This window comes from Nocardia sp. NPDC006044 (genome assembly GCF_042871115.1).
In the GTDB taxonomy this organism is placed as follows: Bacteria; Actinomycetota; Actinomycetes; order Mycobacteriales; family Mycobacteriaceae; genus Nocardia.
In genome coordinates, this window is sequence record NZ_JBIAID010000005.1 from 249,792 (window position 1) to 269,394 (window position 19,603).

The window sequence follows — 19,603 nt, forward strand, 5'->3', positions numbered from 1 at the left end:
GACCGGTTGCCTGGGCACCTCTGTGTCCGCAGGTCTGTGTGCAGTAGCCGCCAGATCTCGCGGCCCGTCCTAGGCACCGAGAACTCGTTTCGAGAACTCATCCGGTCGGCAAGCGTCGGCCGGACCAGCCCAATTGCTGTAGGCCCACGATCGGCATGTCTTGTACATGGCGGTGTTGCATGGGAACCGTAGCGAGAAAGGTGTCGAGGTCTAACCATGACCATGACTGATCCGATCGCGGACTTCTTGACTCGTCTGCGCAACGCCAACTCGGCGTACCACGATCAGGTGAAGGCTCCGCACTCGAAGCTCAAGGCGAACATCGCCGAGATCCTCAAGCGCGAGGGCTACATCGCCGATTACCGGACCGAGGACGCGACCGTGGGCAAGGCCCTGGTCGTCGATCTCAAGTACGGCCCCAGCCGTGAGCGCAGCCTGCAGGGCCTGCGCCGCGTCTCGAAGCCGGGTCTGCGTGTGTACGCGAAGTCCACCAACCTGCCCAAGGTCCTGGGTGGCCTCGGCGTGGCGATCATCTCCACGTCGACCGGCCTGCTCACCGATCGCCAGGCGGCCAAGCAAGGTGTAGGCGGGGAAGTCCTCGCCTACGTCTGGTAAGGGGAGGTAGGACAAATGTCGCGTATTGGCAAGAAGCCCATCGCAATTCCGGCCGGCGTCGAAATCACCATCGACGGCCAGCAGGTGTCGGTCAAGGGTCCCAAGGGCACCCTGACGCACACCGTCGCCGAGCCGATCACCATCACGAAGGGTGACGACGGCCAGCTCGAGGTCGTTCGCCCGAACGACGAGCGCCAGAACCGCTCGCTGCACGGCCTGACCCGCACCCTCGTCGCCAACATGGTCGAAGGCGTGACCAAGGGCTACGAGAAGAAGATGGAAATCTTCGGTGTCGGTTACCGCGTGCAGGCCAAGGGCTCGAACCTGGAGTTCGCCCTCGGCTACAGCCACCCGGTGCCGGTCGAGGCCCCGGCGGGCATCACCTTCGCGGTGGAGTCGCCCACCAAGTTCTCCGTGTCCGGAATCGACAAGCAGGCGGTCGGTCAGATCTCCGCTGTGATCCACGGACTGCGTAAGCCCGACCCGTACAAGGGCAAGGGCATCCGCTACGCCGGCGAGGTCGTTCGCCGCAAGGTCGGAAAGACGGGTAAGTGATCATGGCGCAAACCGAAAACCAGATCGCCAAGCGCAAGCCGCGCGGCAAGGACGTGTCCACGACGCGTCGTCTGTCGAAGACCCGCCGTCACTTCCGTCTGCGCAAGAAGGTCGCCGGCACCACCGAGCGTCCGCGCCTGGTGGTCAACCGCTCCTCGCGGCACCTGCACGCGCAGCTGATCGACGATTCGATCGGCCAGACCATCGCCGCCGCGTCCTCGATCGAGGCCGACGTGCGTGCGCTGGACGGCGACAAGTCGGCCAAGAGCAAGAAGGTCGGCGAACTGCTGGCCGCACGGGCCAAGGCCGCCGGCGTCGAGGCCGTCGTGTTCGACCGTGGTGGTCACGACTACCACGGCCGCATCGCGGCGCTCGCCGACGCTGCTCGCGAAGGTGGGTTGAAGTTCTGATGATCAAGACCAACGGAAGGAACGTCTGATGCCGGGACGTCAACGGCGTGACGGCGGCAACGGACCCGCCGGACAGCAGAATGGTGCCGCCGGTGGCGGCGACAACCAGCGCGGCGGTGGCCGCGACCGTCGGGGCGGCAACGACCGTCGCGACCAGCAGGCCGAGAAGAACCAGCTCGAGCGCGTCGTCGCGATCAACCGCGTCTCCAAGGTCGTGAAGGGTGGTCGTCGCTTCAGCTTCACCGCCCTCGTGATCGTCGGTGACGGCAACGGCCTGGTCGGCGTCGGCTACGGCAAGGCCAAGGAAGTTCCCGCGGCCATCCAGAAGGGTGTCGAGGAGGCTCGCAAGAGCTTCTTCCGCGTCCCGATGATCGGCTCCACCATCGTCCACCCGGTTCAGGGTGAGGCGGCGGCCGGTGTGGTCATGCTGCGTCCGGCCTCGCCCGGTACCGGTGTGATCGCCGGTGGTGCGGCCCGTGCCGTGCTGGAATGCGCCGGCATTCATGACATCCTGGCGAAGTCGCTCGGTAGCGACAACGCCATCAACGTCGTGCACGCGACCGTTGCGGCGCTCAAGATGCTGCAGCGTCCGGAAGAGGTCGCGGCTCGCCGTGGCCTGCCGCTCGAGGACGTTGCCCCTGCGGGCATGCTGCGTGCGCGCGCCCAGGCTGCGGGAGGTGCCAGGTAATGGCAGATCTCAAGGTGACCCAGATCAAGAGCACGATCGGCGCCAAGAAGAACCAGCGTGACAGCTTGCGCACGCTCGGTCTGCGCAAGATCCGGCAGACCGTGGTTCGCGAGGACAACTCGCAGAACCGGGGACTCATCAATGTCGTGCGCCACCTCGTGACAGTTGAGGAGGTCTGACATGACCATCAAGTTGCATCACCTGCGTCCCGCGCCCGGTGCCAAGACCGAGAAGACTCGGGTCGGCCGTGGTGAGGGTTCCAAGGGTAAGACCGCGGGCCGTGGTACCAAGGGCACCAAGGCACGCAAGAACGTCCCCGCCGCCTTCGAGGGTGGGCAGATGCCGCTGCACATGCGGCTGCCCAAGCTCAAGGGCTTCACGAACCGGTTCCGCACGGAATACCAGGTCGTGAACGTCGGCGTCATCGCCAAGCTCTTCCCCGAGGGCGGCGAGATCGGCAAGGCCGAGCTCGTGGCGGCCGGCGCGGTTCGCAAGAACCAGCTGGTGAAGGTCCTCGGCGACGGCGAGATCGGCGTCGCGGTCCAGGTGACCGTCGACAAGGTGACCGGCGCGGCCAAGGAAAAGATCACTGCGGCCGGTGGCACTGTCACCGAGCTGGGCTGACGGTAATCTGACAACCAGTGGCACCGGACGAGTGAAAGCTCGTCCGGTGCCACTGTTAGAGTTCAAGTTGTTGTCTGCCAAGCCTCGTCATGGTTTTCAGCGTCCCCAGATGCCGCGGCGTCGGATCTGGAGTATTGCTTGAATCAACCATGTCCTGACCACCATGTCGTTCGCCAGGAGGATCTGTGCTTTCCGCCTTCGTATCGGCCTTCCGGACTCCGGACTTACGGCGGAAGATTCTCTTCACGCTGGGGTTGATCGCGCTGTACCGTCTGGGTGCCGCGCTGCCGTCCCCCGGCGTCGATTACAGGGCCGTCCAGGACTGCATCAAGCAGGTGTCCGGCGGTGATTCCGGCGGTATCTACCAGCTGATCAACCTGTTCTCCGGTGGCGCGCTGCTGCAGCTGTCGGTGTTCGCGATCGGCATCATGCCGTACATCACCGCGAGCATCATCATCCAGCTGCTGACCGTCGTCATCCCGCGGTTCGAGGAACTGCGTAAGGAAGGCCAGTCCGGCCAGAACAAGATGACGCAGTACACCCGGTACCTGTCGATCGCGCTCGCGATCCTGCAGGCCACCGGCCTCGTCGCGCTGGCCTCGCGCAAGCAGCTGCTGCAGGGCTGTGACAAGGACATCATCGCCGACAACGGCATCTTCGGCATGATCATCATCGTGCTCGTGATGACCGCCGGCGCGGCCCTGGTCATGTGGTTCGGCGAGCAGATCACCGAGCGCGGTGTCGGCAACGGCATGTCGCTGCTGATCTTCGCCGGTATCGCCGCGCGTATCCCGACCGAGGGCAAGCAGATCCTGGACAGCCGCGGCGGTCTGGTGTTCGGCCTGGTCTGTGTCGCCGCGTTCGCGATCATCACCGCGGTCATCTTCGTCGAACAGGGCCAGCGGCGTATTCCGGTGCAGTACGCGAAACGCGTGGTCGGCCGGAAGATGTACGGCGGCTCCTCGACCTACTTGCCGTTGAAGGTCAACCAGGCCGGTGTCATCCCGGTGATCTTCGCGTCCTCGCTGCTGTACCTGCCCAACCTGGTCTCCCAGCTCACCTCCTCGCGGAACAACCCGGACCCGAGCTGGTGGCAGGAGATCATCGCCAAGTACCTGGTGAACCCGGGCAACCCGGTCTACATCGCGATCTACTTCGGTCTGATCGTGTTCTTCACCTACTTCTACGTCGCGATCACCTTCAACCCGGAGGAACGCGCGGACGAGATGAAGAAGTTCGGTGGCTTCATCCCGGGGTACCGCCCCGGCAAGCCCACCGCGGATTACCTCAACTATGTGCTGAGTCGCATCACCCTCCCCGGCTCGGTCTACCTCGGTCTCGTAGCTGTCCTGCCGAATCTTTTCCTCGATATCGGCGCTTCCGGTAACGGTCAGAACCTCCCGTTCGGCGGCACCGCGGTGCTGATCATGGTGAGTGTCGGCCTGGACACGGTCAAGCAGATCGAAAGCCAGCTGATGAATCGAAATTACGAAGGGTTCCTCAAGTGAGAGTTGTACTGCTCGGTCCGCCGGGTGCCGGCAAGGGCACCCAGGCCGTCCTGCTTTCGGAAACACTGGGCGTCCCGCACATCTCCACCGGGGATCTGTTCCGCGCGAACATCAGCCAGCAGACCCTGCTCGGTCGCGAAGCACAGAAGTACATGGACGCGGGCGATCTGGTGCCCAGCGATGTCACCAATCGCATGGTCGAGGCCCGGGTCAACGAGACCGACGCCGCGAACGGCTTCGTGCTGGACGGCTACCCGCGCACGGTCGATCAGGCCGACGCGCTGGAGAAGATCCTCGCCGAGATGGACAAGAAGCTCGACGCTGTACTGAGCTTCGACGTGCCCGAGGCGACCGTGATCGAGCGCCTGGTCGAGCGTGGCCGCACCAGCGGGCGCAGCGACGACAACGCCGAGGTCATCCACAACCGGATGGTCGTCTACCGCGACGAGACCGCGCCGCTGCTCGAGCACTACGACGGCCTGGTTGTCCCGGTGGACGCGGTCGGCACCATCGACGAGGTGCATACCCGCGTGCTGCACGCCCTGGGCCGCTGATGCGCTGCACGACGGTGGGCTGATGGTCTTCGGCCGTAAGAGCAAGAAGGTGGTGCCGTTTCGCACCACCGGTGAACTCGAAGCCATGGCGGCGGCCGGCGCGATCGTCGGCCGCGCCTTGGTCGCCGTGCGCGCCGCCGCCAAGCCCGGGGTGTCCACCCTGGAGCTGGACGAGGTCGCCGAGCAGCTGATCCGCGACGCCGGTGCGGTGCCGTCCTTCAAGGGCTACCACGGCTTCCCCGGGTCGATCTGCGCGTCGGTGAACGACCGTGTGGTGCACGGGATTCCGACCGCGGACGAGATCCTCACCGAGGGCGACCTGGTCTCCATCGACTGCGGCGCCATTCTCGACGGCTGGCACGGTGATTCGGCGTGGACGTTCGGCGTCGGCACCATCATCGACGCCGACCGCCTGCTGAGCGAGGCGACCAAGCTGTCGATGGAAGCGGGTATCGAGGCCATGGTGCCCGGTAACCGGCTCTCCGACGTCTCGCACGCCATCGAACTGGGCACCCGCGCGGCCGAACAACTGCACGGCCGCGCCTACGGCATCGTGGACGGCTACGGCGGTCACGCCATCGGCCGCGAGATGCACCTCGATCCGTTCCTGGCGAACGAGGGCGACCCGGGCAAGGGCCCGAAACTCGTCGTCGGATCGGTCCTCGCGATCGAGCCGATGCTGACGCTCGGCACCACCCAGACCCAGGTGCTCGACGACGACTGGACGGTCGTCACCGTGGACGGCACCCGCGCCGCGCACTGGGAGCACACGGTCGCCGTCACCGAGGACGGCCCCCGCATCCTCACCCTGCGCCCGGAGTAACCACCCCCTGCACAACATTGCTGTGCGGTGCACGGTCGGCGCCGCCGATCCCTGCCGACCCCTCCTGTGCGGAAGATCGAGCGGCGCAACGTTATTCGAGACACTAGCGGTCGGGACGCGGCGTGACGAGGAGACGATACGCACCGACGCCGGCGGGGGTGGCGGCCCCCGCTGGACGATCTCGCCTTGCGGCGATACCCAGCGGCTCGCTGGATCGGTGTCGTCGTTCCTTGCGCCTGCTGCGCGCGACCGTGACGTTGGGCCGGGCGGCGTTGCCCGAGTGCCGGATCAGGTCGACGTTGGTGGCCTGATCGCTACAGTGTTGAACTCTGCTGTCAGCCTATGTCCGGCCGGGTGGGCACTGCCCGAGTAGACGACTACTCGAATCCGGTTGGCGCATCACGTGGTTCAAGTGCGCGGCCACCTCGCCCGGACGGGCGCGCGCATCGGAAATTGTGTGTGGTGTGCGAATTTCCTTGCGGCAGGTAGTCGGCGGGCGGTCAGCCGGGGCGGAGTGCGGTGCGCAGTACCAAAGTCACGATGGGCAGGTCGAATTCGCCCTCGGCGGTCTCCGGCCGGCTGCGCAGATACTCGGTGACCCGGCTCAGCACCTCGGCCCGCTGCTGCGCCGACACCACCAGCGTGTGTGAGTGCGTGCCGATGGTTGTGGTCAGCGACTCGGCCGTCCGCCGTTGGGAGTGCGGGAAGTTGGCGGTTTCGAAGGCCTCGAACAGCGGGTGCTCGGGTAGTGCCGCGGGGGCCAGTTCCAGCGGCGGAGCCGACGCCGCCGAGCGCGCTACGCGGCCCAGCTCGGCGACCCAGTCGACCCGTGTGTCGTCGGTGTTCCACAATGCGGCGAAAACGCCGCCTTTCTGCAAAACTCGCGCGAATTCCGGGAAAGCGCGCTGTTGATCGAACCAGTGGAAGGCCTGCCCGGCCACGATCGCGTCCACCGAACGGTCCGGGAGCGGAATCGCCTCCGCCGTGCCCTCGAGTGCGCGGACGCCCGGCAGGCGCCGCATCAGCTCCACGCGCATAGCGTCGTCGGGCTCGACCGCGATCACCGAGGCGCCGGCCGCGAGCAGCCCCTCGGTCAGTTTTCCGGTGCCCGCCCCGAGGTCGAGGACGATCGGCGCGGGGACGGTCGGCACCTGCTCGAGCGCCCAGCGGATGGCCGCTAACGGATAGTCCGGTCGGTGGTCGGCGTAGTCCATCGCGCTGGCGCCGAAGGAAGCAGCCCGCCGGGCATGCAGGGCACGCTTGCTCGCATCTCGATCAGTCGTATTCCCCATGCGCCTCACCCTAAGTCCGGATAGTGGCGCGGCGGGTGAGATTTACGACGCGCCTGGCAAACGGCGTACGCCCGCGCACACCTCGGCGGCCAGATCGTCGTAGCCGACGGCCAGTTCCGCGAGGCGCTGCCACGCGTCCCACAGGTCCCATTCGGAGGCGCTCGCCAGCGCCGCGTAGGCGTTGGCGGTGAACTGGGCGAGCCGGTCGATCACGGCGCCGACCGTCTCCGTGTGCACATGCGCGGCACCGTGCGCGGGCGGCAGCTGAACGGTGATCCAGCGATCGATGTCGCGCACCACACTGGCTCGGAGCGCGTCGATTTCCTCGGTCGTCTCCCGGCCTGCGCCGAGCCGGCGCTCGTGCAGTGTGGTCAGCTCGTGGGCGCCCCGCAGGAGTGGATTGTTCTCCGGGGGTTCGCCCCGGCATGCCTGCAGGACTTGATGTTTCGCGGGAAGCTGCCCTGTGGTCATCGCCGCCCCGTGTTCCGGCAGGAGCGCACGGTATCCACGATGGCCGCACCGGAGGGACGAAACCTGTTCTCCGGAGCCACGATCCACTCGCGATAGCCGGCGCTGGTGTCGGCGGGGGAGGGTAGCGCGATCTCGCCGCCGATCGGCACGATCGACACGTTGAGCCGGAACAACTCCGCGAACAGGCGGACGTCGTCGGGCAGGTCGGGCCGGATCAGAAAGGTCCAGCGTTTCGAGCGCACGTGAGAAATGACGGGGCCCAATGGATTTCGATGATGTATCAAATCGTCGTGGACCTGCTGACCGAGCGTGGCGGGCATGGTGATCGCGCCGACGAAGCCGGCCCGGACGGTGATCCGGCCGATTTCCGGATGGAAGCCGGCGGGTAGGTCACAGGTATGGCGGTAATAGGCGCATCGGGCGGCTGGGGTTTCCGCCAACGCCAGTTGGTCCATGAGAAGAGCCTCGACTAGCATCGTTGTCTGGTGAAGCCGCCCGAGCGGGTGTGTGCTGGTCACCGAGGGTGACCTACGACACCGTTCGGGCGTGATCTCAGTAGAGCACTCCATGGCAGGGCATAAACGTTCCGTTCAATTAGTTCTCGAGAAGTTCGCCTGCGGGTTCCACCCGATTGACGTGCAGATCGCACGTCGTTGGTCGATTTCGGCATTCATCGTGAACCGACGCGCGGTGAGCGCGAGGTACTTTAATGCTGAACTGTTGAAGTGACCCTGAGGCCGGTTCGGCCGGGACGATCCCGGCGTCGCATCCCACGTCATCCTCGCGGTGTACATCGGTGAGTACCTCCGCACAGCAAATTCAGGGTTAGTCACCGATGTGGTGCGACCGGTCTGAAACCTACGCTGAGTGGCATGACAACAATTGCTCTCGCTTCCGCCCCCGCCCTGGCCAGTACTGCCGAGACGGCAGGCTCGATCGCCTTCGGCGTCTTCGCCGTCGCTGTCGCCATCGGCGCAATCGTGCTGTTCATCGCCGGTGTAGTCAGTGCGCTACGGTCCAGCAACTATGCGGCGGCCGGTAAGGCCATCTGGGTCCTGCTGATGCTCGCGTTCCCGTTCCTCGGCCCGGTCGTGTGGTTCATCTGGGGCCGCAACTCGACCATTCAGCCGGTGCGGCCGACCCCGGCGGCGTGACGGTCTACGGCGTAGTCCGGAAGAACAGCACGCGATCACCGTGCTCGGCGAGCGGGGTGGTCGCGCTGATCTGCCGCAGTCCGCTCGACGGCAGATAGGTGAGGTTGGCGAACATCTGGGTGTTGCCGAACGCCGCGCGAAGTTTCGTCTCGTTCGCGCGGTCGGCGTTCAGATCGGCCAGCATCTTGAAATCCAACGGCGCCAACGGTTTATCCAGCGGCGCCTGCCCCGCCGGCCGGCCGAGGGCGGCGTACTGGGTGGCCGCCCCGTGCTCGTACCAGCACAGCTCGTAGGCGACGTGCTCGGTCACCGTGATCGCGGCCACCGGCCAATCCTGGGACAACCGCCTGGCCAGCGGATGCTTGCCGACCGGCGTCAGCTCCCAGTTCAGACTCATCACCGTCACCCAGCCGCCGTAGGGCTGATCGATCAGCACCACGTCGTCGCCGAGTTTCTCCGCCGTGTTCACCTCGGCGTCGGTGATCTTCCAATTCTTCTCGCGCTCACCGAGATAACTCTCCCGATCCAGCGGGTAGGCGTCGTCGGTCGCGTACGCGCCGATGATCGCCGCGCGGATCTGCGCGATCGCGTCCGGCACCGGGCAGTACACGCTGAGCGCGCCGAAACTGGTGCCGATCTGCACCGGCATCGACGGCGGGTCCGGTTCCGCGCCGGGCAGCAGCGGCCGCAGGCCGACCAGAGCCAGCTTCCAGTTGATCTCCTCGACCGTCGACAGATCGCCCGAGGACTTGAACAGGATCTGCTGCTGGGTCAGCCGACCGGCCTGCTCCAGCGTCCGGCAATTGAGTTCGGCGAGAGCCTTGTACGACTTCGGGGTCAGGTCGAGGTCTTGAACCCCGCAGGCGCGCAACCGGATCGACATGCTCGTCGAGGTGAACGCGGAGTACCGCTCGCGATACATCGACAGCGCCTGCTTGCGTGACCGGCCGACCATCAGGGTACGCAGCAGCGTGCTCAGGCTGGCCAGGTATTTACCCGACAGCTCCGGGTTCGCCGCGGCCAGCGCGCTGCGGATCCGCGCGGCCTCCTCGGTGGCCGCGACCGCGGCGTCCTGATCGAGGCGGCCGAGCCACACACCGCATTTCGACAGTCCGTCGGCGCACAGCCCCGCGACCTCCGGATGGATCCGCGCCAACTGCCGGTAGGCGTCGCACGCGCGCCGGATGGTGGTGGTGGCGAGTTCCCGGCGACCGCTGTGCCTGGCCGCGAGTTCGACCGACCGGAGTGCCTCGTTCAGCTCGCCCGCGAGACGGGCGTTGAGCACCTGCCCGGTGGCGAGCAGGCGCAGCCGAATGGCGACCGCCTCCTCCGCGGGTGCCAGCGCATCCCTGGTCCGATCGCGTACCGACCCGTTGGTCTTGGTGGCGATGAAGCCCTTCGCCAGATCGGCGAGCGAGGTGGCCAGTCGCAGATCCGCCTCGACCGAACGATCAAGCGCCGCATACCGATCCGCGGCGACCCGACGCTCCAGCGCGTCCAGATCCATCGCGTCCCTCGTTTCCAGCATGATCCTCCGCTAACCGGCGGCCGCGTGCCACCCGCACCTTCTAACGCACGAGTCTGTCACGGTTGTCGGCTCGGCGCACCAGGATCCTGCGCGGGCGATGTGGGCAGGGTGTGCTTCGAATCGGCGGCGCGGGCCGCCGCCGTGGAATCACCCTTCCAGCAGCAGTGTGACCGGGCCGTCGTTGACCAGCTCGACCTGCATGTGCGCACCGAATCGCCCGGTCTCGACGGTGGCGCCGAGCTCGCGCAGCGCTGCGGCGAACACGTCCACGAGGGGCTGGGCGACGGCGCCGGGCGCGGCGGCGTTCCAGGACGGGCGGCGGCCTTTGGCGGTGTCGGCGTAGAGGGTGAACTGACTGACCACCAGGATCGGCGCGGAGAGGTCGGCGGCGGAGCGTTCGCCGTCCAGGATGCGCAGCCGCCACACCTTGTCGGCGAGCGTCTTCGCGGTTGCCTCGGTGTCGCTGTGGGTGGCACCGACCAGGGCGAGCAGTCCGTGGGGCACCCCGGACGCGGCCGGATCGATCCGGCCGACGATCTCGTCGTCGACGCTCACCTGGGCCGACCTCACTCGTTGCAGCAGGATTCGCACAGTCATCGATCATGCCGTGCCTGAGTGCGGGGAGTGCCGCGGGTGCTCACCGGCCGTGCGCCATGCGCGGTTCCGGACTCGGATGAGACGGATATTGAGACCGAATTCCGTTGAGCGACACCATGAGTTCATCCGTGTGCGGTGTCGTGGAGGCCAGTCGACAGGCGAGCGGGTGGAGCATCGATGACCGACGAGCGGGCCGAGACCGACAGGGCGACGATGCTCGCCGGCGCGGGCCGGTGAGCGGGGATGGGACTGTACCTGCCCGAGGAACTGCGCTGGCTGGGCTGGATCGCCGGTGCGACCTGGCCGGACGGGGACGAGAGCGGCCTGTGGGAGATCTCGGCCGCGTGGAAGACCGCGAGCGCTGACCTGACTGCCCTGCTGTCCGAGATCGACGCGGCCAAGAGCGCGACCACACGGGCGTATCTCCAGGGTGACGGCGCAACCGCGATGGGCGCCACGTTCGACCACCTGCGCACCGGCGACGAATCGCTGGAGTCCCTGGCGCAATTGCTCCAGACCGTGTCCGACTCCAGCTTCGACGCGGGCACCGAACTCGAGGCGACGAAGCTCAACATCATCGTCTCGCTCGTCTGGCTGGCGCTGGAAATCATTTGGGCTTGGCTGTTTCCGCCGACGGCACCTGCGGCGGAGGCGGCGGCCATCACGACAACGCGGTCGATCCTGCGGGTGCTGGAGGACAAGCTGGCCGCGCAGATCGGCCGGCTTGCCGCGAAGCTCGGCGCGGCCACCGAGAAGCGGTTCTTCCTGAAGACGTTGGCGTCCGGCCGCCTGGTCGCGCCGACCGCCAAGGGGTGGGGTGTGTATTCGGTGAAGCTGCTGGAGACCGGCGTCACCTCGGCGGGCCTGGATGCCGCCGTGCAGCTCGGGCAGATGGCCGCGGGGCATCGCCGGAAGTTCGACGGTACCCAGTTCGGGGTGTCGATCTTCGCCTCGGCCGCGGGCACCTTGCCGTCGCGAGAGTTCGCGCGCTACTTGGGTTTCGGGTTGGACAAGGTGATCGGCGGGCGGAACATCGGTGCGTGGGGCGCCACCGGGCGTGGTGCGTTCATCGGCGCGGCCTCCGGGATCGTCGGTTCGGCGGCCGGCAACGTGGCGGCCGGGGTGGCGACCGGGTCGTGGACGTCGTTCTCCTCGCCCAGCGGATGGGTCGGTGCGGCGGCCAGGGGTGGATTGGTCGGCGGGGCGCGCGGTGGATTCACGTTGAAGACGGTGTCGCCGAACGACATACGCCGGTTCGCCTGGGCGAACAAGCCGACGCCCGCGCCGGCGCCGGTAACGAACGGCGGGCGGACGGGGTCTGTCCGGAGTGGTGATGGATCCGTATCTGTCGCGAATAGTTCAGGAGGGCAATCGCATTCGGGCGGATCACGATCGGTGACGACGGCCTCGATGTCGAACGGCGGTGGATCCCAGCATGGATCGCAGTCGAGTGGTTCCAGGGGCGGTTCGCGGAACGGTGCGCACTCGGTGGTGTCGGGTGGTGGTTCCGGTTCACATTCGGGCGCCTCCGGGCGCGGGTCGCAGCAGGGTTCGCACTCGGTCACGTCTGGGGGCGGGTCGCAGAACGGCTCGCAGTCTGCAGGTGCCGGTGGTGGGTCGCAGAATGGTGCGCACCCGGTCACGTCTGCCGGGGGCGCGCAGCACGGTTCGCAGCCTGGGGGAGGAGCGCAACACGGTTCGCAGTCGGCCGCGTCTGGTGGTGGTTCGCAGAGCGGTTCATCTTCGGGTGCTTCCGGGGGCGGGTCGCGGGCGCAGAGTGCGCATTCGTTCGGTGGTGGCGATGGGCAGTCCGCGACGTCCAGCCGGGGGTCGACGCACGGTGACGGATCGTCGGTCCGGTCGTCCGGGGGATCGTCGAGCAGCGGTTCGGGCCGGACGGGTTCGTTCGTGACAGCTCGCGAGGGATCAATTGTGACGGCTCGCGATTCGACGGGCGGGTCGTCAGTACGTGATTCGAACGGCGGTTCCTCGATCCGTGATTCGGCCGGTGGCTCTTCGGGGCGTGCGTCGGTGGGTGGTGCTTCGGGTCGTGATTCGACGGGTGGAACGTCGGGACGCGATTCGGCCGATGGGTCCTCGGGCTCCTCGCGGAACTCGGGCTCGTTCGTCACCGCGGAATCAGGTCGCGCAGAGGGAAGTCCGCCGCCATCGGTTCGCGGCAGCACCGCCGGTGTCGAGCCCCCGACCTCCTACCAATCATCGGTCGACGGCGGGTGGACGCCGCCCGGGGGGAGCGTGCACGGATCGCCGCCTGGCGGAAGCGTCCATGGATCGTCGGCCGGAGGAAGCGGCCACGGTTCGTCCGGAGGAAGTGTGCACGGGTCGTCCGGGGGCAGCGCCCACGGATCGTCGACCGGCGCACCGAGCGTCGCGAGCCATCCGCCGGGTTCCTCGTCTTCGGCACACAGCGGCTCGAGCTCGTCCTCCTCGAACCAGAGCGGCTCCGGCACAACGAGTTCCACCGGATCATCAAGTTCGCGACCGGCGTCGTCCGGCAGCAGCGGATCCGAGCCGGCCCCACGTCCGGATCCGAATGCCTATCTCGGCCCGGGCAAGGACATGAAGGCGAAGACCCGGCCGAAGCAGATCGTCGACTGGGGCCCCATGCCGCCGCCGTTCACGGTGCCCGCCGCACCCACGCCCGACTACTGGATTCCGGCTGCCGGGCAACCGGAAGCGGCCCCGGAGGTCGATGTGCCGTTCACCCTGACCGATGAGGAGAAGAAGTAATGCCGAAGTTCGAGGTCGACACCGATCAGCTGCGCACCGCGGCGACACACGCCGCGGGCATTCACGACCGCATCGACGGCGTGCTCAGCACCTTGACGGCCAAGCTGGGTACGACCGGTACCCCTTGGGGCAAGGACAGTTTCGGGAAAAAGTTCGCCGACGGGGCGAAGGGTTATCTCGCCGCGCGCGACAACCTGCTCCAGGGCATCGGCGGAATCTCGGGAACCTTCGGCGCGATCGCCGATGGCCAGCGCGACGCGGCCGGCCTGATCGATGGACAGGAAGCCGACAACACCCACTCCTTCGGCAAGCGCGGCAAACCCTGACCGAATCGCGGTGCCGGGCTTGGTTTCCTACCAGAGGGAGCGGGGCCGGATATCGTTGGCCAGGTCGATGAGCGCATAGCGGTGCAGCCGATTCTGCGTCGTTCGCGCGACCGCCCGCAGGACCGATTCCAGCCCGCCGCGCAGCCCGTCCTCGGTATAGCGGAACCCGAGGATCGTGCTGCGCCCCTCCGGTTTTCCGCCGTTGTTCAGCCAGGCCAGCGCGGCACTGAGCACGATGGCCTGCAACTGCATCAGTCGTGGTTCGTCCGGCAGCGCGTAGAGGTGCGCGGCAGCGGCGTCGAGATCCGCTTGGGTCAGCTCGGATACCGGCTTGGTGACCAGCAGTAGGCACGCGGTCATTCGCGCGGCGTTGTGATGCCGCGACGAATCCGGCACTTGCTGCAAGGTGGACACGGCGGTCAACACATCGCCGTCCACGGCCAGCCTGCGCGCCAGGCCGAATGCGGCGCTCGCCACGCCACGGGTGTTCCGCCAGACCGACCGGTAATACTCCGTCGACGCCTGCCGCCACCGATTCGGCTGGTCCGGATTCGAGTCCGTCTGGAGCAGGAGTTCGGCGGTCGCGGCCAGCGCCAGCAGCGGCGCGATCTCTCCGGGAACCATCGAGTGCACGCGATCGAAATGCTCGTAGGCCTGTGCGTAGCCGGCGCAGGACAGTTCCGCTATGCCCGTGTACCAATCGATCCGCCAGTCCGCGCGATGGGCGGGCAGCAAGTGCGCCAGACTTTCCCGGGCCTGCTCCACCTCGCCCAGGTCGAGATACGCGCGGACCGCGGCCAAGGTGCCTTCCAGATCGAAGGTTTCGGGCGTCGCGATGGCTCCCGCGCTCATATCGGCGATGCTCTGCCGCAGCGTGTCGAGCGTCTGCTGGGGATCGCCGTGCAGCAAGGGGGACAACAGCTCCGCGCTCGGATCCTCGCTGTCGATCAGCGGGACCGGCAGGGCGGCAACGACACTCGGGGGATCGAGGGTCGGTACCTGATGTACACCCTCGATCACCCCCTCGGTCTGCCGAATCAACGTATCGATGCCGAAATCACCACGCGGCGAACCGAATACCGCCGAGGTCTGCGGATACTCCCGGTTCGTGTCCTCCGCGAGTACCGCGCGGAGCACGCCGGCGAGCTGTCGGTACATCGCGTACGCGGACGGAAACCGTTGTGCCGGATCGGGATCGGTCGCCCGCAACAGCAGCCGCTCGAACGCGGGATAGCGGCGCAGTACCGGTTGCTCGTCGGCCGGCGGAATCCCGGGGAGCTTCGGACCGCCCCTTTCGGTCGGCATGTTCAGCGTCAACGCGGCCAATGTTCGCCCGACCGTGTGGATGTCGGAGGCGACGGTCGGTCCGGTGCTGGTGAACTCGGGCGCCTGATATCCCAGGGTGCCGTAGAGGCTGCCGCCGGATTCCCTGGCGGCCACCGCGCCGAGGTCGATGAGTTTCACCTCGTCCTCGGTGACCATGATGTTGTCCGGCTTCAGATCGTTGTAGGCCAGGCCGAACGAGTGCAGGTAATCCAGGGCGGGCAGCACCTCCATCACGTAGGCGATGGCCTCGGCGACCGGGAGGTGTTCCGGTGCGCGCAGATCGAGCATTTCCTTCAGCGATTGCCCGCCCACGTATTCCATCACGATGTACCCGCACGGAATTCCGTCCGCCGACCGGTGTTTGACGAAGTTGAAGATCTTCACGATCCCCGGATGCGCCATTTCCGACAGGAACTGCCGTTCGGCCAGCGCCACCACGTGGGCCTCGAAGTCGAGCGGATTCTGCAACCCCTTCAGGACCACCCAGCGGTCGCTGACATTGCGGTCGCGGGCGAGGAATATCCAGCCCATGCCGCCGTAGGCGAGGCAGCCCTGCACCTCGTATTGATCGGCGATCAGGTCGCCGGGGGTCAGCAACGGCCGGAAGTTGAACGGCGATCCGCAATTCGGACATTTCCCCGCCGTGGGCGCAGAGCCGTTACCTCCCGAGCGGCCGACGGGCTTCTGGCATTTCCAGCAGAACCGTTTGTCCTCGGGTACCTCGGGATCGCGCAGGATCGCGGTCGACGGGTCGACCTGCGAAACTCGGGGGAGGTCGACCAGCCCCGCGCTGAGCCGGCGAACACTGGGCCGGGACCGGACGCTGCGCTCGGAACCGGGTTCGGCTTCCAGTTCCAGGGAATCGTCCTGATCCGGCAGCCACGGGGTGGTTTCGGCCGGTGATACTCGTCGGGTAGCCCACTGATACTGGGCCCGGTATGCCAATTCTCCGAGATCCTCGGTCAATGTCGTCGATTGAGCAGGCGGGCGAATGTCATCGGAGCCACTGAAGTGTTCCGGCATTCGACCCTCTCAGCACCAACGCGTTCGGCATCGAGCCGAACCCGCACCGCTCCGCCACCCCGGTGGACAACCGGTGCGGCGGAGCGGGCGGAACAGGTCGGCCCTATCGCGATTCTGCCTCATTGTTCGTTGCGGCGTTGTTGCTTGTACGGGATATATCGGCGATACGCGGGTCGCGGTGTTCCATCGGCCGCTCGGCGACCACCGGGAACGCACCGGTAAAGCCTTCGCGCAGGGCCGCGAGGTGCATGACCCGGCCGCGGGCGAAGAACCAGCCGAGCACCATGGCCGGGACCATGATCACCGCCATCGCGATGACGGCGCCGCGCTGCACGTCGCTCTTGCTGAACAGCATGAGGATGACCACCGCGGCGAGGAAGACCAGGGTCGCGATGCTGGTGTACGGCGCGCCGATCAGCCGGAACGAGGGACGCTGCATCTTGCCTTCCTTCGCCCAGCGCCACAGCCTGAGCTGGCAGAGCACGATCGCCGCCCACGCGGTGATGGTGCCCAGCGCCGACATGTTCAGCACGATCTCGAAGGCCTTGTCCGGGACCAGGGCGTTGAGCCCGACGCCGATCAGCGCGACCGCGCCGGTGGCGAGGATGCCCACGTAGGGCACGCCGCGCTTGGACATCAGGCCGGCCATCGCGGGAGCGCTGCCGTTCATCGACATCGAGCGCAGGATGCGTCCGGTCGAGTAGAGCCCGGCGTTGAGGCTGGAGAACGCCGCGGTCAGCACGACCAGGTTCATCATCGTGCCCGCGCCGCCGACACCGATCTTGGAGAAGAAGGTGACGAACGGGCTCTCGCCGGACTTGAACGCGGTGTAGGGCAGCAGCAGCGAGAGCAGCACCAGCGAGCCGACGTAGAACAGCGCGATGCGGGCGATCACCGAGTTGATCGCGCGCGGCATGATCTTCTCCGGGTTCTCCGCCTCGCCGGCGGCGGTGCCGATCAATTCGACTGCGGCGTAAGCGAAGATGACGCCGGTGGTGCACAGCACGATCGGGATGATGCCGTTCGGGAGCAGGCCGCCGTGCTGGCTGATCACGCTGATCCCGGTGCTGTTGCCCTCGATCGGGCGCCGTCCGGCCAGGAAGACGGTGCCGACGATGAGGAAGCCCACCAGCGCGACCACCTTGATCAGCGCGGCCCAGAACTCCATCTCACCGAACCAGCGCACCGACACCATGTTGATGGCGACCACCAGGGCCAGCGCGACCAGCGCGATGGTCCACTGCGGAATCACCTGCATGCTGCCCCAGTAGTGGACATAGGTGGCGATCGCGGTGATGTCGACGATGCCGGTCATACACCAGTGGAAGAAGTACATCCAGCCGACGCCGAAGGCCAGCTTCTCGCCGTAGAACTCGCGAGCGTAGGAGACGAACGAGCCCGACGACGGGCGGTGCAGGATCAGCTCGCCGAGCGCCCGCAGGATGAAGAACACGAAGATGCCGCACACGGCGTACGCCAGGAAGAGCCCTGCCCCAGCGTCTTTCAGTCTGCCGCCGGCGCCTAGGAACAGCCCGGTGCCGATCGCGCCGCCGATGGCGATCATCTGCAGTTGACGTGGGCGCAGCGCCTTGTGATAGCCCGCGTCCTCGGCGTGCAGTGCCCGCGAAGCCGGCTCCTGCGTCTGTGCGGGAGGTCGAACGATGGTCATGCCTGGGCCTTTCATGTGACGGCAGTCATATCGCTCAGTAACGTACCGCTGTTTAACGGCACGTTCAATAGATGTACATGGTTGTCATCTCATGAAACGCGATCGTCATAGAGTCAGATCGGATGGCTATCGGGTGGCAATCATTCGGTCAGCGCAGGTTTCGGTGTGGTTTCCTTGAGGTATGGCAGCGGGTACGGAATTTACGATCGATGAGCTGGCGCGTGAGGCCGGCACGACCGTGCGAAGCCTGCGCGTCTATCACGAGCGCGGCGTGCTGCCGCCGCCGCAGGTGAAGGGGCGCACCGGGTTCTACGGGTCCGACCACCTCAACCGGGTGCGCACCATCGGCCGGTTGCTGGATCGAGGCATCAAGCTCAACGGGATCAGGGAACTGCTCGAGGCCTGGGACCGCGGCGACGACCTCGGCGACATCCTCGGCGTCCCTGAGCCGGAGGCCCTCGAGCACCCCGGCGCCGCGGCCGAGTCCGCTGCGCCGAGCGACCAGGGTTCGGGTCCCGCGGTCAGGGAAATGGTCGTTGCCGCAACGGAACTCGCTGATCGATACCGGGATGTGCCGCATGGTCTCGCCCGGGTTGTCGCGACCGGAATGTATGAGCCGCTCGATGCCGCCACCTACGTCGTGGCCGACCAGCAGCTCGTCCGGATCGCCGAGCAATTGGCGGCCTCGGGGGCGGCGCCCGCGCAGATCCTGGACGAGGTCGAGCGGTTGCGGGGGGATTGCGACCGAATCGCCCGGCGCTTCGTCGACGTGTTCGAGCGGACCGCCTGGCAGTCGTTCCGGCAGTCGGGGCGCACGCAGGCGGATCGGGCCGAGCTGGCCGAGCGCGTGCTCGCCGCCCGGGTTGTCCCCGGTCAGGCGGCGGCCGAGCTGGTCAACCGTTTCGTCGCGCACTACCTGGACCGCGATATCGCGGAGCTGGCCGAGGAACTGCCCGGTCTGTAAGGCGGGATGGGCGGCTTTTCTCTCGCGAACCTTGCCGCTAGACAGCGGCACGTTCTGTGATGTAACGTTTGAGTCGGGATCTGGGGGCATGCACAAAGCGACGCCAATCTGCGCATGCCCCCGGAACCTGGCCCCTCGAACGGGCGCCCGCGGCACACCGGCCGAAGTAGCTGATGTTGTGCGCGGTCGATCTTCCCTAGCGCCGCATGTCGGCCGAACATCAACGCGTATAGCACATTTCGCGAGGTGAACGGCCAGGTGTACCCGCATGTTGGCTGTAACTGTCGCGGCACTTTCCGTTCACGTCCGAGCAACAGGGGAGTTGCTATGGACTGTCATCGTCGAATGCGTACAGCTGATGTGGGTGCGGGGTGACCGCACATACGCGGAGGGAACGCGGTGGCGGACAAAGTCCAGTACGACTCGGATCTGTTCTTCAAGGCAGCGAAGAAGACCGGGGACGCGCGCGACCGAATCAACACGGTGCTGCACACCCTGCAGGCGTCGATCAACGCGCGCGGAAACCCTTGGGGCAACGACACACTCGGCCGCAACTTCGCCAACGGGCCGGACGGGTCCGGCGGCTACACTTCCTCGCGGGACAACATGATCACCGGCGCGCAGAACATCGCGGGCTCGCTCGACAACTTCTCGACCGGCCAGACCAAGAGCGCCAAGCTGCTGGAGAAGATGGAACACGGGAACCGCGACGGTTTCTCCTGATC

24 protein-coding genes are annotated in these 19,603 nt (G+C 66.7%); 14 read left to right on the top strand and 10 right to left on the bottom strand.

The window, feature by feature from the left end:
- Window positions 1-216: 216 nt before the first annotated feature.
- From rpsH to map, 9 genes are all read left to right on the top strand, one after another.
- Window positions 217-615, top strand: a complete 399-nt coding sequence (gene rpsH / locus ACFYO1_RS37370; RefSeq protein WP_069161946.1) for a 30S ribosomal protein S8 — start codon at window positions 217-219, stop codon at window positions 613-615.
- 15 nt (window positions 616-630) lie between these two features.
- Window positions 631-1,170 (top strand): 50S ribosomal protein L6, encoded by a 540-nt coding sequence (gene rplF / locus ACFYO1_RS37375; RefSeq protein ID WP_387242213.1) that lies wholly within the window; start codon window positions 631-633, stop codon window positions 1,168-1,170.
- A 2-nt stretch (window positions 1,171-1,172) separates the two neighbouring features.
- On the top strand, window positions 1,173-1,580 hold the full coding sequence (gene rplR / locus ACFYO1_RS37380; RefSeq protein WP_378713354.1) for a 50S ribosomal protein L18: 408 nt from the start codon (window positions 1,173-1,175) through the stop codon (window positions 1,578-1,580).
- Between the two features lie 28 nt (window positions 1,581-1,608).
- Entirely contained in the window at window positions 1,609-2,268 is a 660-nt protein-coding gene (rpsE, locus tag ACFYO1_RS37385; protein WP_107654159.1) for a 30S ribosomal protein S5, read from the top strand.
- A complete protein-coding gene (rpmD, locus tag ACFYO1_RS37390; RefSeq protein ID WP_150404110.1) occupies window positions 2,268-2,447 on the top strand; it encodes a 50S ribosomal protein L30 in 180 nt (59 codons plus the stop codon). Before rpsE ends, rpmD begins: the two co-directional genes overlap by 1 nt.
- 1 nt (window position 2,448) lies before the next feature.
- The gene (gene rplO / locus ACFYO1_RS37395) at window positions 2,449-2,892 is read left to right on the top strand and encodes a 50S ribosomal protein L15 (RefSeq protein WP_150404111.1); all 444 of its coding nucleotides are present in this window, start codon (window positions 2,449-2,451) and stop codon (window positions 2,890-2,892) included.
- 185 nt (window positions 2,893-3,077) lie between these two features.
- On the top strand, window positions 3,078-4,400 hold the full coding sequence (gene secY, locus ACFYO1_RS37400) for a preprotein translocase subunit SecY (protein WP_387242219.1): 1,323 nt from the start codon (window positions 3,078-3,080) through the stop codon (window positions 4,398-4,400).
- Window positions 4,397-4,954, top strand: a complete 558-nt coding sequence (locus ACFYO1_RS37405; RefSeq protein WP_387242222.1) for an adenylate kinase — start codon at window positions 4,397-4,399, stop codon at window positions 4,952-4,954. Before secY ends, ACFYO1_RS37405 begins: the two co-directional genes overlap by 4 nt.
- Window positions 4,955-4,976: 22 nt before the next feature.
- The gene (gene map / locus ACFYO1_RS37410; protein ID WP_387242225.1) at window positions 4,977-5,777 is read left to right on the top strand and encodes a type I methionyl aminopeptidase; all 801 of its coding nucleotides are present in this window, start codon (window positions 4,977-4,979) and stop codon (window positions 5,775-5,777) included.
- Window positions 5,778-6,277: 500 nt separating this feature from the next.
- Here the strand turns inward: map and ACFYO1_RS37415 are convergent, their stop codons facing one another.
- Genes ACFYO1_RS37415 through ACFYO1_RS37425 form a run of 3 tightly spaced genes read right to left on the bottom strand, consistent with a single transcriptional unit; the run spans window position 6,278 to window position 8,058 of the window.
- Complete coding sequence (locus ACFYO1_RS37415) at window positions 6,278-7,069, bottom strand: class I SAM-dependent methyltransferase (RefSeq protein WP_387242228.1); 792 nt, start codon at window positions 7,067-7,069, stop codon at window positions 6,278-6,280.
- 42 nt (window positions 7,070-7,111) lie between these two features.
- Window positions 7,112-7,540, bottom strand: a complete 429-nt coding sequence (locus tag ACFYO1_RS37420; protein ID WP_387242231.1) for a DUF4254 domain-containing protein — start codon at window positions 7,538-7,540, stop codon at window positions 7,112-7,114.
- Window positions 7,537-8,058 carry a DNA-directed RNA polymerase subunit beta gene (locus tag ACFYO1_RS37425; RefSeq protein ID WP_387242235.1) on the bottom strand — a complete coding sequence of 174 codons (522 nt, stop codon included), beginning with the start codon at window positions 8,056-8,058 and terminating at the stop codon, window positions 7,537-7,539. Before ACFYO1_RS37425 ends, ACFYO1_RS37420 begins: the two co-directional genes overlap by 4 nt.
- A gap of 354 nt (window positions 8,059-8,412) precedes the next feature.
- Here ACFYO1_RS37425 and ACFYO1_RS37430 point away from each other — a divergent pair, with 354 nt between their 5' ends.
- A complete protein-coding gene (locus ACFYO1_RS37430; protein ID WP_387242238.1) occupies window positions 8,413-8,694 on the top strand; it encodes a PLD nuclease N-terminal domain-containing protein in 282 nt (93 codons plus the stop codon).
- A 4-nt stretch (window positions 8,695-8,698) separates the two neighbouring features.
- Here ACFYO1_RS37430 and ACFYO1_RS37435 read toward each other — a convergent pair whose 3' ends face one another.
- The 5 genes from ACFYO1_RS37435 to ACFYO1_RS37455 all read right to left on the bottom strand — a co-directional run bounded on the left by ACFYO1_RS37435 (window position 8,699) and on the right by ACFYO1_RS37455 (window position 13,302).
- Window positions 8,699-10,222: a hypothetical protein gene (locus ACFYO1_RS37435; RefSeq protein ID WP_387242241.1), complete on the bottom strand. Its 1,524-nt coding sequence runs from the start codon at window positions 10,220-10,222 to the stop codon at window positions 8,699-8,701.
- Window positions 10,223-10,369: 147 nt separating this feature from the next.
- Complete coding sequence (gene dtd / locus ACFYO1_RS37440) at window positions 10,370-10,813, bottom strand: D-aminoacyl-tRNA deacylase (RefSeq protein WP_387243141.1); 444 nt, start codon at window positions 10,811-10,813, stop codon at window positions 10,370-10,372.
- A 128-nt stretch (window positions 10,814-10,941) separates the two neighbouring features.
- A complete protein-coding gene (locus ACFYO1_RS37445) occupies window positions 10,942-11,784 on the bottom strand; it encodes a hypothetical protein (RefSeq protein WP_387242244.1) in 843 nt (280 codons plus the stop codon).
- A gap of 24 nt (window positions 11,785-11,808) precedes the next feature.
- Entirely contained in the window at window positions 11,809-12,066 is a 258-nt protein-coding gene (locus ACFYO1_RS37450) for a hypothetical protein (protein ID WP_387242247.1), read from the bottom strand.
- 963 nt (window positions 12,067-13,029) lie between these two features.
- On the bottom strand, window positions 13,030-13,302 hold the full coding sequence (locus tag ACFYO1_RS37455; RefSeq protein WP_387242250.1) for a hypothetical protein: 273 nt from the start codon (window positions 13,300-13,302) through the stop codon (window positions 13,030-13,032).
- A 97-nt stretch (window positions 13,303-13,399) separates the two neighbouring features.
- Here ACFYO1_RS37455 and ACFYO1_RS37460 point away from each other — a divergent pair, with 97 nt between their 5' ends.
- The gene (locus tag ACFYO1_RS37460; RefSeq protein WP_387242253.1) at window positions 13,400-13,570 is read left to right on the top strand and encodes a hypothetical protein; all 171 of its coding nucleotides are present in this window, start codon (window positions 13,400-13,402) and stop codon (window positions 13,568-13,570) included.
- Window positions 13,570-13,896 (top strand): WXG100 family type VII secretion target, encoded by a 327-nt coding sequence (locus ACFYO1_RS37465; protein ID WP_387242256.1) that lies wholly within the window; start codon window positions 13,570-13,572, stop codon window positions 13,894-13,896. Before ACFYO1_RS37460 ends, ACFYO1_RS37465 begins: the two co-directional genes overlap by 1 nt.
- A gap of 27 nt (window positions 13,897-13,923) precedes the next feature.
- On the opposite strand, the gene ACFYO1_RS37470 is transcribed toward ACFYO1_RS37465, so the two are convergent.
- Together ACFYO1_RS37470 and ACFYO1_RS37475 are read right to left on the bottom strand one after the other, a co-directional pair.
- A complete protein-coding gene (locus tag ACFYO1_RS37470) occupies window positions 13,924-16,188 on the bottom strand; it encodes a tetratricopeptide repeat protein (protein ID WP_387242259.1) in 2,265 nt (754 codons plus the stop codon).
- A 160-nt stretch (window positions 16,189-16,348) separates the two neighbouring features.
- Entirely contained in the window at window positions 16,349-17,914 is a 1,566-nt protein-coding gene (locus ACFYO1_RS37475) for an amino acid permease (protein WP_387242262.1), read from the bottom strand.
- Window positions 17,915-18,095: 181 nt separating this feature from the next.
- Here ACFYO1_RS37475 and ACFYO1_RS37480 point away from each other — a divergent pair, with 181 nt between their 5' ends.
- Window positions 18,096-18,878 carry a MerR family transcriptional regulator gene (locus ACFYO1_RS37480; RefSeq protein ID WP_387242265.1) on the top strand — a complete coding sequence of 261 codons (783 nt, stop codon included), beginning with the start codon at window positions 18,096-18,098 and terminating at the stop codon, window positions 18,876-18,878.
- Window positions 18,879-19,277: 399 nt separating this feature from the next.
- Complete coding sequence (locus ACFYO1_RS37485) at window positions 19,278-19,601, top strand: hypothetical protein (RefSeq protein WP_378713326.1); 324 nt, start codon at window positions 19,278-19,280, stop codon at window positions 19,599-19,601.
- The last annotated feature ends 2 nt before the right edge of the window (window positions 19,602-19,603 follow it).

Excerpts from the sequence above, each read along its gene's own strand:
- rpsH (WP_069161946.1), top strand. The coding sequence starts at position 217 with ATGACCATGACTGATCCGATCGCGGACTTCTTGACTCGTCTGCGCAAC.
- rplF (WP_387242213.1), top strand. The coding sequence starts at position 631 with ATGTCGCGTATTGGCAAGAAGCCCATCGCAATTCCGGCCGGCGTCGAA.
- rplR (WP_378713354.1), top strand. The coding sequence starts at position 1,173 with ATGGCGCAAACCGAAAACCAGATCGCCAAGCGCAAGCCGCGCGGCAAG.
- rpsE (WP_107654159.1), top strand. The coding sequence starts at position 1,609 with ATGCCGGGACGTCAACGGCGTGACGGCGGCAACGGACCCGCCGGACAG.
- rpmD (WP_150404110.1), top strand. The coding sequence starts at position 2,268 with ATGGCAGATCTCAAGGTGACCCAGATCAAGAGCACGATCGGCGCCAAG.
- rplO (WP_150404111.1), top strand. The coding sequence starts at position 2,449 with ATGACCATCAAGTTGCATCACCTGCGTCCCGCGCCCGGTGCCAAGACC.
- map (WP_387242225.1), top strand. The coding sequence starts at position 4,977 with ATGGTCTTCGGCCGTAAGAGCAAGAAGGTGGTGCCGTTTCGCACCACC.
- ACFYO1_RS37415 (WP_387242228.1), bottom strand. The coding sequence starts at position 7,069 with ATGGGGAATACGACTGATCGAGATGCGAGCAAGCGTGCCCTGCATGCC.
- ACFYO1_RS37420 (WP_387242231.1), bottom strand. The coding sequence starts at position 7,540 with ATGACCACAGGGCAGCTTCCCGCGAAACATCAAGTCCTGCAGGCATGC.
- ACFYO1_RS37430 (WP_387242238.1), top strand. The coding sequence starts at position 8,413 with ATGACAACAATTGCTCTCGCTTCCGCCCCCGCCCTGGCCAGTACTGCC.
- ACFYO1_RS37435 (WP_387242241.1), bottom strand. The coding sequence starts at position 10,222 with ATGCTGGAAACGAGGGACGCGATGGATCTGGACGCGCTGGAGCGTCGG.
- ACFYO1_RS37450 (WP_387242247.1), bottom strand. The coding sequence starts at position 12,066 with ATGTCGTTCGGCGACACCGTCTTCAACGTGAATCCACCGCGCGCCCCG.
- ACFYO1_RS37460 (WP_387242253.1), top strand. The coding sequence starts at position 13,400 with ATGAAGGCGAAGACCCGGCCGAAGCAGATCGTCGACTGGGGCCCCATG.
- ACFYO1_RS37465 (WP_387242256.1), top strand. The coding sequence starts at position 13,570 with ATGCCGAAGTTCGAGGTCGACACCGATCAGCTGCGCACCGCGGCGACA.
- ACFYO1_RS37475 (WP_387242262.1), bottom strand. The coding sequence starts at position 17,914 with ATGACCATCGTTCGACCTCCCGCACAGACGCAGGAGCCGGCTTCGCGG.
- ACFYO1_RS37480 (WP_387242265.1), top strand. The coding sequence starts at position 18,096 with ATGGCAGCGGGTACGGAATTTACGATCGATGAGCTGGCGCGTGAGGCC.